The sequence below is a fragment of the Streptomyces sp. NPDC127197 genome (genome assembly GCF_042672405.1).
GTDB classification, from domain to species: domain Bacteria; phylum Actinomycetota; class Actinomycetes; order Streptomycetales; family Streptomycetaceae; genus Streptomyces; species Streptomyces flavusporus.
Genome location: NZ_JBHXVG010000005.1, coordinates 231,230 through 244,914 on the forward strand (window position 1 = coordinate 231,230; position 13,685 = coordinate 244,914).

Here is a 13,685-nt window from a genome sequence, read left to right on the forward strand (position 1 = left end):
TTGTCCTGCGATGGGAGAAAGTTCGAACCAACCCTGACGCAAGGGGTGTTCGCCCCGGACGGACGCGGTTACCGTCCCTGAAGTGTTCAGGACACACACACCTCCGGGGTGACGGCGCACCCCGGCGCCCGCACCGCACGTCTTCGACCCACCCCGTACGGCCCACCCCGTTCCCGGAGGGACTTCGTGCACAGAACCAGACTCAGAAGCACCCGCACTGCGAGGCGTCCCAGACTTCGCACAAGCCTCGCCCTGTTCACCGGCCTGCTCCTGGCCGTGGGCACCCCGGCGACCGTCGCCGGCGCCCACCCCGGCCACCCGGAACACGACGAACCGGCCGCCGCCGAGGGGCAGTTCCAGCAGGTGCCGCTCGCCAAGGGCGAACCCGAGACGGGCGAGCCGATGTCGCTCGCCGTGCTCCCGGACCGCAGTGTCCTGCACACCTCGCGCGACGGCACGCTGCGCCTCACCGACCAGGGCGGCGTCACCAAGGTCGCCGGCAAGATCCCCGTCTACAGCCACGACGAGGAGGGCCTTCAGGGCGTCGGCATCGACCCGGACTTCAAGAACAACCGGGCGATCTACCTCTACTACGCCCCGCCGCTCGACACCCCCGCGGGCGACGCCCCGGAGACCGGCACCGCCGAGGAGTTCGCGAAGTTCGACGGCGTCAACCGCCTCTCCCGCTTCGTCCTGAACGCCAACGGCACGCTGAACATGGCCAGCGAGAAGAAGGTCCTGGACGTCGCGGCCTCCCGCGGCACCTGCTGCCACGTCGGCGGCGACATCGACTTCGACGCGGACGGCAACCTCTACCTGTCGACCGGCGACGACACCAACCCCTTCGCCTCCGACGGCTACACGCCGATCGACGACCGCGAGGGCCGCAACCCCGCCTTCGACGCCCGCCGCAGCTCCGCCAACACCAACGACCTGCGCGGCAAGATCCTCCGGATCAAGGTCGCCGAGGACGGCTCGTACACCATTCCGGAGGGCAACCTCTTCGCCCCGGGCACCGAGAAGACCCGCCCCGAGATCTACGCGATGGGCTTCCGAAACCCCTTCCGGATGAGCGTCGACGACAAGACCGGCATCGTCTACGTCGGCGACTACGGCCCCGACGCGGGCGCCGCCGATCCCAACCGGGGCCCGGCAGGCCAGGTCGAGTTCGCCAAGGTCACCAAGGCCGCCAACTTCGGCTGGCCGTTCTGCACCGGGAACAACGACGCCTACGTCGACTACGACTTCGCCACCGGCACCTCCGGTGAGAAGTTCGACTGCGCCGCCCCGAAGAACACCTCGCCGTACAACACGGGCCTGGTCGACCTACCGCCCGCGCAGGCCGCCTGGATCCCCTACGACGGCGGTTCCGTGCCCGAGTTCGGCAGCGGCTCGGAGTCCCCGATGGCCGGGCCCGTCTACCGCTACGACCCCGACCTCGACTCCAAGGTGAAGTTCCCCGAGTCGTACGACGGCGACTTCTTCGCGGGTGAGTTCGGCCGCCGCTGGATCAAGCGGATCGAGCAGAACGAGGACGGTTCGGTCGCGAAGATCAACGACTTCCCGTGGACCGGCACCCAGATCATGGACATGGAGTTCGGCCCCGACGGCGCGCTCTACGTCCTCGACTACGGCGTCTCCTGGTTCCAGGGCGACGAGCACTCCGCGCTCTACCGGATCGAGAACGCCGAGGACGGCTTCTCCCCGATCGCCGAGGTGAGCGCCGACAAGACGTCCGGCGCGGCCGGCCTGAAGGTCAAGTTCACCGCCTCCGCCAAGGATGCCGACTCCCCGGATCTCACCTACAGCTGGGACTTCGGTGACGGCACGAAGGGCGAGGGTCTCACTCCCACCCACCAGTACAAGAAGGTCGGCACCTACACCGCGACCTTCACCGCCAAGGACCCCGAGGGCAACACCGGTAACGCCAGCGCCCGGATCGTGGTCGGCAACACCGAGCCCAAGGTGAAGATCGACGTCCCGGGCAACGGCAGCCTGGCCGAGTTCGGCAAGCCCGTCCCGTTCAAGGTGACCGTCACCGACCCCGAGGAGACCATCGACTGCTCCAAGGTCAAGGTCGTCTACAGCCTCGGCCACGACTCCCACGCCCACGAGCTGACCAGCGAGATGGGCTGCGAGGGCACCTTGAAGCCGCCCGCCGGAGACGGCGGTCACGACCCCAACGCCAACATCTACGGCGTCGTCGGCGCCAGCTACACCGACGGCGGCGCCAACGGCCAGGAGGCCCTGACGGGCACCGCCCGCACCGTGCTCCAGCCGCTGCACCGACAGGGCGAGCACTTCACCAAGCAGCAGGGCATCGCGGTCATCGACAAGACCGGCGCCAACGGTGGCAAGACCGTCGGCGACATCCACGACGGCGACTGGATCTCCTTCACTCCCTACCGGTTCGACGGGCAGAAGAAGATGACCGTGCGGGCCTCCTCCGGCGGCGCGGGCGGCTTCATCGAGCTGCGCACCGGCTCGCCCGACGGGCCGCTGCACGGCTCGGCCTACATCCCGCCGACCGGCAGCTGGGAGACCTTCCAGAACGTCGACGTGCCGCTGCGGTCGCTGCCCAAGCGCACCACGGAGATCTACCTGGTCTTCAAGGGCGGCGAGGGCGCGCTGTACGACGTGGACGACTTCGAGTTCTCCAAGGAGCCGTTCAAGGACGGCAAGAAGGTCCTGGTCTTCTCCAAGACCGCCGGCTTCCGCCACGACTCCATCCCGGCCGGCATCACCGCCCTGAAGGAGCTCGGCGCCCCGGCCGGCATCACGGTCGACGCGACCGAGGAGGCCGGACAGTTCACCACGGCCAACCTCGCCAAGTACGACGCCGTGGCCTTCCTGTCCACCACCGGTGACGTGCTCAACGCCGACCAGCAGAAGGCGTTCGAGAACTACGTCAAGAACGGCGGCGGCTACATGGGCATCCACGCCGCCGCCGACACCGAGTACGACTGGGAGTTCTACGGCGGCCTCGTCGGCGCCTACTTCGCCTCGCACCCGGCCATCCAGAAGGCCACCGTGCGCGTCGAGGACCACGACCACCCGTCCACCGCGCACCTGGGCGACGCCTGGGAGCGCACCGACGAGTGGTACAACTACCGCACCAACCCGCGTGAGCAGGCCAAGGTCCTCGCCACCCTGGACGAGACGACCTACCAGGGCGGCACCATGAAGGGCGACCACCCGATCGCCTGGTGCCAGAGCTACGGCGGTGGCCGCTCCTTCTACACCGGCGGTGGCCACACCAAGGAGTCCTACGCCGAAGAAGCCTTCCGCGCCCACCTGCTCGGCGGCCTGCAGTACGCCACCGGTCAGGTGAAGGCGGACTGCCAGCCGAGCAAGGACTACCGGAAGATCTTCAACGGCCAGACCCTGGACGGCTGGAAGCAGGCCGGCCCCGGCAAGTTCAACGTCAAGGACGGCACCCTGGAGTCCGAGGGCGGCATGGGCCTGCTCTGGTACCAGGCCAAGGAGCTGAAGTCGTACTCCCTGAAGCTCGACTGGAAGATGCAGGGCGACGACAACTCCGGGATCTTCGTGGGCTTCCCGGCCTCCGACGACCCCTGGTCCGCGGTGAACAAGGGCTACGAGATCCAGATCGACGCCACGGATGCGCCGGACCGCACCACGGGCTCCGTCTACTCGTTCAAGTCGGCGAACATCAAGGCCCGTGACCAGGTCCTGCGGCCGCCCGGCCAGTGGAACTCCTACGAGATCAAGGTCCAGGGCGAACGCCTCCAGGTGTTCCTCAACGGAGTCAAGATCAACGACTTCACCAACAAGGACCCCCAGCGGAGCCTGACCGACGGTCACATCGGCCTCCAGAACCACGGTGCCGACGACCAGGTCTCCTTCCGCAACATCCAGTTGAAGGAACTGCCCGTCACGGGCGACTGAACGGCGGCGGGCGGGGGACGCCGGACCCCCCCCCCCCGTCTCCGTCCCTCCCCCCCCGGGTTTCGCGCACGACCAGGAGGCTGCCCATGTCCGCGTCCCTCTCCCGACCGCGTGTGGGGGTGTGGCTGATCGGAGCCCGAGGCTCCGTCGCCACCACCGTCGTCACGGGGTGCGCCGCCGTCACCGCGGGACTGCACCCGCCCACCGGCATGGTGACCGAGACCTCGGCGTTCATCGACAGCGGCCTGCCCGCGCTGTCCGACCTCGTCTTCGGCGGCCATGACACCGTCGACTGCCCCCTGCCCAAACGCGCCGAGACCCTGACCGCCGGCGGCGTCCTCCCGCCGGGCGTCGCCACCGCCGTCGCCGCCGAACTCGCCGCCGCCGACCGGGAGATCAGGCCCGGCGGCCCCACCCCGGGGGACACCAGGAGCGAGGCCGAACTGATCATGGCCTTCGCCGACGACATACGCGACTTCGTGCACCGCCATGAACTGGAGCGGGCCGTGGTGGTGAACGTCGCCTCCACCGAACCCGCGTCCCAGGGGCCCGACGCCCCGCTGCCGGCCAGCACCCTGTACGCGCTGGCGGCCCTGCGCGCGGGCTGCCCCTACGTCAACTTCACCCCGTCCGAGGGCATGCACCACCCCGTCGCCGCCCGTGAGGCCGAGCGGAGCGGCCTGCCGTACGCCGGCCGGGACGGCAAGACCGGACAGACGCTGCTGCGGGCCGTGCTGGGTCCGATGTTCGCGCAGCGGGCGCTGAACGTACGGGCCTGGTCCGGCACCAACCTGCTCGGCGGCGGCGACGGCGCGGCCCTCGCCGACCCGTCCGCCGCAGCGGCGAAGAACGCCGGCAAGGTACGCGTCCTCGCCGACACCCTCGGCACCGTTCCCGAGGGCGAGGTCCACATCGACGACGTCCCCGCGCTCGGCGACTGGAAGACCGCCTGGGACCACATCGCCTTCGACGGTTTCCTCGGCACCCGCATGATCCTCCAGACCATCTGGCAGGGCTGCGATTCCGCCCTCGCGGCCCCCCTCGTCCTGGACCTGGCCCGCCTGACCGCCCGGTCCCACGAGGCTGGCCTGACCGGCCCGCTCGGCGACCTGGGCTTCTACTTCAAGGACCCGGTGGGGGACGGACCGGCGGGCCTGGCCGAGCAGTACGCGGCGCTGGGTCGGCTGGCGGAACGGCTCCGGGGTGCGGGTGTGGGATCGGACGCGGCTGCCGGTGCGGCTGCTGGTGGCGATAGTGGTGGGGGCGCGGCTGTCGGTTGCGGTGCGGGTGCCGGTGGCGACAGCGGTGGCAGTGCGGCTGCTGGTCGCGGTGCGGGTGCCGGTGGCGGTGCTGACGATGCTGCCGGTGCGGCGACGGAAGCCGGACCCGAGAGGCCGGAAGCGCAAGCTCAGGGCGAGGCCGCCGAGGGGGAGCGGCCATGAGCCGTAGCCGCGCCTGGGCTGAACTCCTGCGGCTTCCCGCGCTGTTCACCGTCCCCGGCGACGCCCTGAGCGGTGCCGTCGCCACGGGTGCCCGCCCCAACCCGCGGACCGTCCTCGCCATCGGTTCCTCCGTGTGTCTCTACGAGGCCGGTATGGCTCTCAACGACTGGGCGGACCGGGAGGAGGACGCCGCCGAGCGCCCCGAGCGGCCCCTGCCCTCCGGCCGGATCCGGCCATCTTCCGCCTTCACGGCGGCCTGCGCCCTCACCGCGGCCGGGCTCGCCCTCGCCGCCCGGGCCGGCCGCCCGGCCCTGGCCGTGGCCACCCCCCTCGCGGCCACCGTCTGGGCGTACGACCTCGCCCTGAAGCACACCCCCGCCGGCCCCGTGGCCATGGCCGCCGCCCGCGGCCTCGACCATCTCCTCGGCGCTGCCGCCACCACCGGCTGTCCGCGGGAGGCACTGCCCTCCGCCGCCCTCCTCGGCACCCACACGCTCGCGGTGACGGCGGTCTCCCGCCGGGAGACCCAGGGCGGCTCGGCACTGGCACCGCTGGCCGCCCTCACCGCGACGGCCGTCCTCACCCGGCTCGTGGCAAGCGGCACGCGCGGCACGAAGGACGCCACGGCGACCGGCACCGGCATCAGGATCGGCACCGGCACCAGGACCGGCACCGCCACCAGCATCGGCCGCCGGACGCCGGCGCACGACCGGGCCAGCCTCACGCTCGACGGTGCTCTGCGCACCGCCCTGGCCACCCCCTATGCCGCCACCGCCGGCCGCCCCTACACCCACGCCGTGCTCAACCCCTCACCCCCGCTCACCCAGCGAGCCGTCGGCGGCGGCATCCGCGCGACCATCCCTCTCCAGGCCGCCCTGGCCGCCCGCGCCGGAGCCGGCCTCACCGCCGTGGCCATTGCCGCGCTCGCCCCGATCGGACGGAAGTACGCGAGGAAGGTGAGCATCACATGAACCGTTCCTTTGGACTGAGCAGAAGTGAGTCCGCTCAGCCGCACGCCCCGAACGGTCTTGGGCGCACTGGTCCCCGGCGTACTCAGCCCCGGGGCGGCGACACGCATCCTGTGCGTGGTCCGATCCCGGGAGGCCAGTTCCCTGTACGACCTGGCCAGGTGGGCACGGCCAGAGGCGACTGGGAGGCCCCGAACCATCACTCCGGTGGAGCGGGGGCCCCGCACGCTGGCGCCGTACCCGGTGTCCCAGATCGCGCTGATCACGCTACTCCAGTCGGCCCCAGGCCACCGCAAGCCCGCGAGCGGACCATCACACGATCGAGCTAAACCGATGTTGTACACACTCCTCAGCGAGCAGTTGCCCAACCCCTTTCTCCGGCCGACTGCGTCCGCGCCGACCCGACCCGGCACGGTTGCCCCGCAGGCCATGTCGTCCTCCACCGCACACCCCGACGCCACGCCGCTGAACACCACGCCACCCAACGGGCCAGTCCCACCCCCCACTGCGCCCGTCGCACCACCCGGCGAGCCCTCCGCCACCCCACAAGGGAGCACCCCATGACACGCCACCACGCCACCCCGGCCACCCCGGCGGCGAGAACCAAGGACACGACCCCTGCCACCGGCCCTGATGCCCCTGCCGCCGGCCCCGCCGCCGTCGGCACGACAGCCTTCACGCGCACCACCCCCGCCCGCACCCCTCCCGAAACCCTCCACACCCAGCTCAGCACCCACCTCTCCGCATCCGCCCGTGCCTGGCTCGAGCGAGCCCTCACCGAGGCCGCCGCACACCCCGGCATGCACGGCCCGATCTCCGTCTGGGAGCTGCGCCTTGCCGAGGCCGGCCGCCGCTGCGGTGACGAGCACGCCGACGCTGCCCGCGTCCTGATCCTGCACGCCGCCCGAGCCGACCCGGCCGCACTCACCCGCGTCTACCGACAGGGCACCGCCGCGGAACGCCGCGCCGTCCTGCACGCACTGCCCCACCTCGTGCCCGGCCCGGACGCCCTCCCGCTGATCGAAGACGCCCTGCGGACCAATGACACCCGCCTCCTCGCCGCCGCCGTCGGCCCCTACGCCGCCCGGCACCTCGACCCGCACAACTGGCGTCAGGCCGTGCTGAAGTGCCTCTTCACCGGCGTGCCCATCGACGAGGTGGCCGACCTGGAACGCCGCGCCCGAGCCGACGCCGAACTCGCCCGCATGCTCGGCGACTACGCCGCCGAACGCACCGCAGCGGGCCGTCCCGTACCGGAGGACCTGCACCGCGTCCTGGCCCTGACCGAGTCCGCGCCGCCGGCGCACGGCTCGGACACCCCCCACGGCAAGGAGTCCTGATGCGCATCTTCGATCCCCACATCCACATGACGTCCAGGACCACCGACGACTACCAGGCCATGCACGCCGCGGGCGTCCGCGCGCTCGTCGAGCCTTCCTTCTGGCTCGGCCAGCCCCGCACCTCGCCCGCCACCTTCCTCGACTACTTCGACTCCCTCCTGGGCTGGGAACCCTTCCGCGCCGCCCAGTACGGCATCGCCCACCACTGCACTCTCGCCCTGAACCCCAAGGAGGCGAACGACCCGCGCTGCGTCCCCGTCCTCGACGAACTGCCCCGGTATCTCGTCAAGGACCAGGTCGTGGCCGTCGGCGAGATCGGCTACGACTCGATGACCCCCGCCGAGGACACCGCGCTCGCCGCCCAGCTCCAGCTCGCCGCCGACCACGAGCTGCCCGCGCTCGTGCACACCCCGCATCGCGACAAGCTCGCCGGGCTGCGCCGCACCCTCGACGTCGTCCGGGAGTCGGCTCTGTCCCCGGACCGGGTCCTGCTCGACCACCTCAACGAGACCACCGTCAAGGAGGCCAGGGACAGCGGCTGCTGGCTGGGCTTCTCCGTCTATCCGGACACCAAGATGGACGAGGAGCGGATGGTCACCATCCTCCGTGCCTACGGCCCCGAGCAGGTCCTGGTGAACTCGGCCGCCGACTGGGGCCGCAGCGACCCCCTGAAGACCCGCAAGGTCGGCGATCTGATGCTGGCCGAGGGTTTCACGGAGGACGACGTCGACCAGGTGCTGTGGCGTAACCCCGTCGCCTTCTACGGACTCAGCGGCCGTCTGCATCTGGACGTGGCCGCGACCGATGTCACCCACGAGGGCAACTCCATCCTGCGCGGAGGGGAGTGAGCGATGCGCTTCCGCCACCCCGACGGCTCCACGGTCCACCTCGCCTACTGCACCAACGTCCACCCCGCCGAAACCCTCGACGGCGTCCTCGCCCAGCTCCGCGACCACTGCGAACCCGTCCGCCGCCGCCTCGGCCGCGACCGCCTCGGCATCGGCCTGTGGCTCGCCAGGGACGCCGCCCACGCCCTGGTCACCGACCCGTCCGCGCTGCGCGGCCTGCGCACCGACCTGGACCGGCGCGGCCTGGAAGTCGTCACCCTTAACGGCTTCCCCTATGAGGGCTTCGGCGCCGAAGAGGTCAAGTACCGCGTGTACAAGCCGGACTGGACCGACCCCGAGCGCCTCGACCACACCACGGCCCTGGCCCGGCTGCTCGCCGGCCTGCTCCCCGACGACGTCACCGAGGGCAGCATCTCCACCCTCCCGCTCGCCTGGCGCACCCGGCGGGCCGAGTCGGCCCACGCCGCCCTGCGGACCCTCGGTGAACGCCTCGACGCACTGCGGGAACTGACCGGACGGTCCATCCGCGTCGGTCTGGAACCGGAACCCGGATGCCTCATAGAGACCACCAGCGACGCCATAGCCCCGCTGACCGCCATCGCCCACGACCGTATCGGCATCTGCGTCGACACCTGCCACCTCGCCACCTCCTTCGAAGACCCCGACACCGCCCTGGACGCCCTCACCCGAGCCGGCGTCCCCATCGTCAAAACCCAGCTCTCTGCCGCCCTGCACGCCGAACACCCCCATCTCCCCGAAGTACGCGAGGCCCTCGCCGCGTTCGACGAACCCCGTTTCCTGCACCAGACCCGTACTGCCACCGCCGCGGGCCTGCGCGGCACGGACGATCTCGGCGAGGCCCTGAAGGGCGAAGCCCTCCCCGACGGCGCCCCCTGGCGCGCCCACTTCCACGTCCCGCTGCACGCGGCGCCCGCCGCGCCGCTCACCTCCACACTCGACGTCCTGAAGACGGCACTGGCCGGGCTCGTCGGCGGTCCGCACCCGCTCACCCACCATCTCGAGGTCGAGACCTACACCTGGCAGGCCCTCCCGCCGGAGCAGCGGCCCCGGGCCCGTGCCCAGCTGGCCGACGGCATCGCCGCCGAACTCACCCTGGCCCGCGATCTGTTGACGGACCTCGGACTGAAGGAGCTCCCCTGAGCATGAGCCCTGACCCCACCCCACTCCTCGTCCTCGATGTCGTCGGCCTCACCCCCCGTCTCCTCGACCACATGCCGCACCTCAAGGCCCTCGGCCGGTCCGGCTCCCGCGCCTCGCTCGGCACCGTCCTGCCCGCCGTCACCTGCGCCGCCCAGTCCACGTTCCTGACCGGCACGATGCCGTCGGAGCACGGCATCGTCGGCAACGGCTGGTACTTCCGCGAACTCGGCGACGTCCTGCTGTGGCGCCAGCACAACGGCCTGGTCGCCGGAGACAAGATCTGGGACGCCGCCCGCCGCGCACACCCCGGCTACACGGTCGCCAATATCTGCTGGTGGTACGCCATGGGCGCAGACACCGACATCACCGTCACCCCCCGTCCGATCTACTACGCCGACGGCCGCAAGGAACCCGACTGCTACACCCGGCCCGCGGCCCTCCACGACGAACTCACCGAGAAATTCGGCACCTTCCCGCTCTTCCACTTCTGGGGGCCCGGTGCGGACCTGGTCTCCAGCCGCTGGATCATCGACGCGACCCGCCACATCCTGCGCACCCGGCACCCCGACCTGACGCTCTGCTACCTCCCCCACCTCGACTACGACCTGCAGCGCTTCGGCCCCGACGACCCGCGATCCCTGAAGGCCGCCGCCGACCTGGACAGAGCTGTCGCCCCGCTCCTGGACGACGCCCGCACCGAGGGCCGTACCGTCGTCGTCCTGTCCGAGTACGGCATCACCCGCGTGAACAGGCCCGTCGACATCAACCGCGCCCTGCGCCGCGCGGGCCTGCTCGAGGTGCACACGCAGGACGGCATGGAGTACCTGGACCCGATGGCGTCCCGTGCCTTCGCCGTCGCCGACCACCAGATCGCCCACGTCTACGTACGCCGCCCCGAGGACCTGGACGCGACCCGGGCCGCGCTGGACGGACTGCCCGGTATCGAGCAACTCCTCGACGACGAGGGCAAGAAGGCCCACCAGCTCGACCATCCCCGCTCCGGCGAGCTCGTGGCTGTCGCGGAGCCGGATGCCTGGTTCACGTACTACTACTGGCTCGACGACGCCCGCGCGCCCGACTTCGCGCGACTCGTCGAGATCCACCGCAAACCGGGCTACGACCCGGTCGAACTCTTCATGGATCCCCTCGACCCCTACGTCAAGGTCAAGGCGGCCACCGCACTGGCCCGCAAGAAGCTCGGCATGCGCTACCGCATGGCGGTCGTGCCGCTGGATCCCTCACCTATTCGCGGCAGCCACGGCCGCCTTCCCACGAGCGACGACGACGGTCCGCTCCTCATCTGCTCCACCCCCCGCGCTGTCGGCGACCGCGTCGCGGCCACCGACGTGAAGTCACTACTGCTCCAACTGGCCGGTCTGTGCTGACTGGTCACAAGTGAAGCACTCACCACTGACAACGCCTTCCGACATCGAGGAGTTCCAGGCATGAGCCGCATCTCCCAGCCCGATCCCGAACTCACCCACCGCCTCACCAGACGAGGCATGCTCGGCGTGGCCGCAGGCGCCACCGCCGCCGCCCTGCTGGGCGCCGCAGCGTCCCCTGCAGCGGCCGCCACCGAGTCCGCGAGCGGCACCCGGGGCCGCGGTCGCCCCGTCCTGCCCCCCGGCCGCCTCGGCATTCAGCTCTACAGCCTCCGTGACAAGGTCTCCACCCTGGGCTTCGCCGCCGTCTTCGCCGAGCTGGAGCGGTACGGCTACGACGAGGTCGAGTTCGCCGGATACACGCAGGGCTCGGCGGGCCCGATCACGCTCGCCCAGCTCAAGCGGCTGGCCAGGAACCACGGCCTGAACCCGATCGGCAGCCACGTCGGCTACTACTCCAACGACCCGAACGCGTACACCTTCGCGCAGAACCTCACCAAGGTCCTCGACGACGCAGAGGCACTCGGCCTGAAGCACATCGGCACGGCCTCCGGCCCCTTCCGCTACGGCTCGACCGTCGACGCATGGAAGCGGGCTGCCGAGGACTTCAACACCTACGGCGCGGCGGCGCGGGCCCGCGGCATGAAGTTCTACCAGCACAACCACTCCGAGGAGTTCTCCTTCGCTTCGGACCAGCCGAACGTCCGCCTCTACGACGTGCTGCTCGCCGAGACCGACCCCGACCTCGTCTACCTGGAGATGGACATCTTCTGGGCGTACTCCGGCCAGTTCCGCTTCTCGAAGCGGCCCGACGGCACCCCCGCGCCCTTCGAACCCCTCGACTACGTGCTGAAGCAGCCCGACCGCTACCCGCTCTTCCACGTCAAGGACGGCGTGAACGACCCCTCGAACCAGTACGGCTACCGCATGACCGACGTGGGCGACGGAGACATCGACTACCAGCGGTTCATCTCCGCCGTCACCCGGCTGCGCGGACAGCGCTTCGCCCACCACTGGCAGGCCGAGCACGACAACCCGACCGAGTCGTTCACGTTCGCCCGGCGCTCCAGCGAGCACCTGCACTCGCTGCGGGAGAAGTGCTGACGGGCGGTACGGACACGAGGAGGCCCTCCCCGCTCGCGGGGAGGGCCTTCAGGTCATGGTGGGGGACGGTGCGCGGCGTCGGGGTGTGACGGTGGGTCGTGCCCGGCGACGGGGGTCGCCGCCATGTCAGGCCATCTCCTCGCCGAGCGGGTGCGGGTTGGGAGCGATGCCTTTGGCCCTGGGCCGTCCCGGCGGGTGCAGGAACAGCGCCACGAAGCCCGCGAACAGGGAGATCGAGCCGGCCAGGACGAACGCGCCGGCGTAGTCCCAGGCAGCCACCACCACGGCGCCCATGCCGGAGCCGAGCAGGCCGGAGACCAGCTTCGACGAGTACACCAGGCCGTAGTTGGAGGCATTGTTGTTCTCGCCGAAGTAGTCGGCGGTCATCGCCGCGAACATCGGGAAGATGGCGCCGCCGCCGAAACCGGAGATGGACGAGAACAGCAGGAACAGCGGCAGGTTGCCGATGCTGCCGGAGAACAGGATGCCGTACTGCGACAGTCCGAGGACGATGCAGACGAAGATCAGGCACTGCTTGCGGCCGTAGCGGTCGGAGAGCCAGCCGATGACACCGCGGCCGGTGCCGTTCACGATCGCCTTCAGCGACATCGCGGTCGCCACGATGCCGCCCGCGAAGCCCGCCTCGTCACCGAAGGGCACCTGGAAGGCGATACCGAAGATGTTCACACCCGAGGTGCACAGCAGACAGAACCACATGAGCGCCACGCGGCCCGTCCGCCATGCCTCCATGGGGGTGTACTGGTGCACGGCCGGAGGGTTCTTCTCCAGCGCGCGCCGGGCGCGGGCGTCGTCGGGCTTCTTCAGCGGGTCGACGTCGGCCGGCCACCAGTTCTTCGGCGGGTCCTTGAAGAAGTAGCCCGCCACCGCCACGACCGCGGCGAGGAAGACACCGACCGAGACCAGCACCCAGCGGAAGTTGGTGAGGTCCATGTAGCCGGTGAAGAGAAAGACGAACGGCACCGAGCCGTAGGCGAAACCGCCGTTGACGAAGCCCGTCTTGCCGCCCTTGCGCTCCGGATACCACTTGGCGACCATGTTCACGCAGGTCGCGTAGACCATGCCGGCACCCATGCCGCTGAACATGCCGAAGCCGATGTACGCGACGATCACATGCGGCGCGAACGCGAGCGAAAGATAGCCGAGCAGCGTGCCGACGGCACCCAGCATCATCGCCCAGCGGGCCGGAAGTTTGCCGCTCTCGCGCAGCTTCCCCGCCGGGAAGGCCACCGCGGCCTGGAAGAAGACCCAGACGCCCAGCATCCAGAAGATGTGCCCGCTGCTCCAGCTGTGCGCCGTGTGCAGAGTGTCCTCGGCGGACGCGAAGGCGTACTCGGCCGAGCTGATGCCCATCATGCCGACCCACGGCAGGATGACCATCCACTTGCGTTTGCGGCCCATGATGTCGATGTCGGTCTCACCGACGCGGTAGACGCGCCCGTTGGCGTCCGTCACCTCTCGGTAGGCAACCGATGCCGGAAAATCGGTGGTTGTCATGTCGTGTTGCACCCCT

9 protein-coding genes are annotated in these 13,685 nt (G+C 70.5%); 8 read left to right on the top strand and 1 reads right to left on the bottom strand.

Annotated elements, in window-relative coordinates:
* Positions 1-186: 186 nt before the first annotated feature.
* The 8 genes from ACFVJQ_RS10555 to ACFVJQ_RS10590 all read left to right on the top strand — a co-directional run bounded on the left by ACFVJQ_RS10555 (position 187) and on the right by ACFVJQ_RS10590 (position 12,154).
* Positions 187-3,909, top strand: coding sequence for a ThuA domain-containing protein (locus ACFVJQ_RS10555; RefSeq protein WP_385782562.1), 3,723 nt, complete (start codon positions 187-189; stop codon positions 3,907-3,909).
* 86 nt (positions 3,910-3,995) lie between these two features.
* Positions 3,996-5,351 (top strand): inositol-3-phosphate synthase, encoded by a 1,356-nt coding sequence (locus ACFVJQ_RS10560; protein ID WP_385782565.1) that lies wholly within the window; start codon positions 3,996-3,998, stop codon positions 5,349-5,351.
* Entirely contained in the window at positions 5,348-6,322 is a 975-nt protein-coding gene (locus ACFVJQ_RS10565) for an SCO3242 family prenyltransferase (RefSeq protein WP_385509886.1), read from the top strand. The genes ACFVJQ_RS10560 and ACFVJQ_RS10565 overlap by 4 nt, the downstream gene beginning before the upstream one ends.
* A 557-nt stretch (positions 6,323-6,879) precedes the next feature.
* Positions 6,880-7,659: an EboA domain-containing protein gene (locus ACFVJQ_RS10570; protein WP_385782568.1), complete on the top strand. Its 780-nt coding sequence runs from the start codon at positions 6,880-6,882 to the stop codon at positions 7,657-7,659.
* A complete protein-coding gene (locus tag ACFVJQ_RS10575) occupies positions 7,659-8,507 on the top strand; it encodes a TatD family hydrolase (RefSeq protein ID WP_385782571.1) in 849 nt (282 codons plus the stop codon). Before ACFVJQ_RS10570 ends, ACFVJQ_RS10575 begins: the two co-directional genes overlap by 1 nt.
* A 3-nt stretch (positions 8,508-8,510) precedes the next feature.
* Positions 8,511-9,668: a metabolite traffic protein EboE gene (eboE, locus tag ACFVJQ_RS10580; RefSeq protein WP_385782574.1), complete on the top strand. Its 1,158-nt coding sequence runs from the start codon at positions 8,511-8,513 to the stop codon at positions 9,666-9,668.
* A 2-nt stretch (positions 9,669-9,670) separates the two neighbouring features.
* The gene (locus ACFVJQ_RS10585; RefSeq protein ID WP_385509889.1) at positions 9,671-11,053 is read left to right on the top strand and encodes an alkaline phosphatase family protein; all 1,383 of its coding nucleotides are present in this window, start codon (positions 9,671-9,673) and stop codon (positions 11,051-11,053) included.
* A 60-nt stretch (positions 11,054-11,113) separates the two neighbouring features.
* A complete protein-coding gene (locus ACFVJQ_RS10590; RefSeq protein WP_224734030.1) occupies positions 11,114-12,154 on the top strand; it encodes a sugar phosphate isomerase/epimerase in 1,041 nt (346 codons plus the stop codon).
* A 126-nt stretch (positions 12,155-12,280) separates the two neighbouring features.
* On the opposite strand, the gene ACFVJQ_RS10595 is transcribed toward ACFVJQ_RS10590, so the two are convergent.
* A complete protein-coding gene (locus ACFVJQ_RS10595; RefSeq protein WP_385782578.1) occupies positions 12,281-13,669 on the bottom strand; it encodes an OFA family MFS transporter in 1,389 nt (462 codons plus the stop codon).
* Positions 13,670-13,685 lie beyond the last annotated feature (16 nt).

Bases quoted from the DNA above. Each gene is read 5' to 3' on its own strand.
- eboE (WP_385782574.1), top strand. From the start codon at position 8,511: ATGCGCTTCCGCCACCCCGACGGCTCCACGGTCCACCTCGCCTACTGC.
- ACFVJQ_RS10595 (WP_385782578.1), bottom strand. From the start codon at position 13,669: ATGACAACCACCGATTTTCCGGCATCGGTTGCCTACCGAGAGGTGACG.
- ACFVJQ_RS10565 (WP_385509886.1), top strand. From the start codon at position 5,348: ATGAGCCGTAGCCGCGCCTGGGCTGAACTCCTGCGGCTTCCCGCGCTG.
- ACFVJQ_RS10560 (WP_385782565.1), top strand. From the start codon at position 3,996: ATGTCCGCGTCCCTCTCCCGACCGCGTGTGGGGGTGTGGCTGATCGGA.
- ACFVJQ_RS10585 (WP_385509889.1), top strand. From the start codon at position 9,671: ATGAGCCCTGACCCCACCCCACTCCTCGTCCTCGATGTCGTCGGCCTC.
- ACFVJQ_RS10570 (WP_385782568.1), top strand. From the start codon at position 6,880: ATGACACGCCACCACGCCACCCCGGCCACCCCGGCGGCGAGAACCAAG.
- ACFVJQ_RS10575 (WP_385782571.1), top strand. From the start codon at position 7,659: ATGCGCATCTTCGATCCCCACATCCACATGACGTCCAGGACCACCGAC.
- ACFVJQ_RS10590 (WP_224734030.1), top strand. From the start codon at position 11,114: ATGAGCCGCATCTCCCAGCCCGATCCCGAACTCACCCACCGCCTCACC.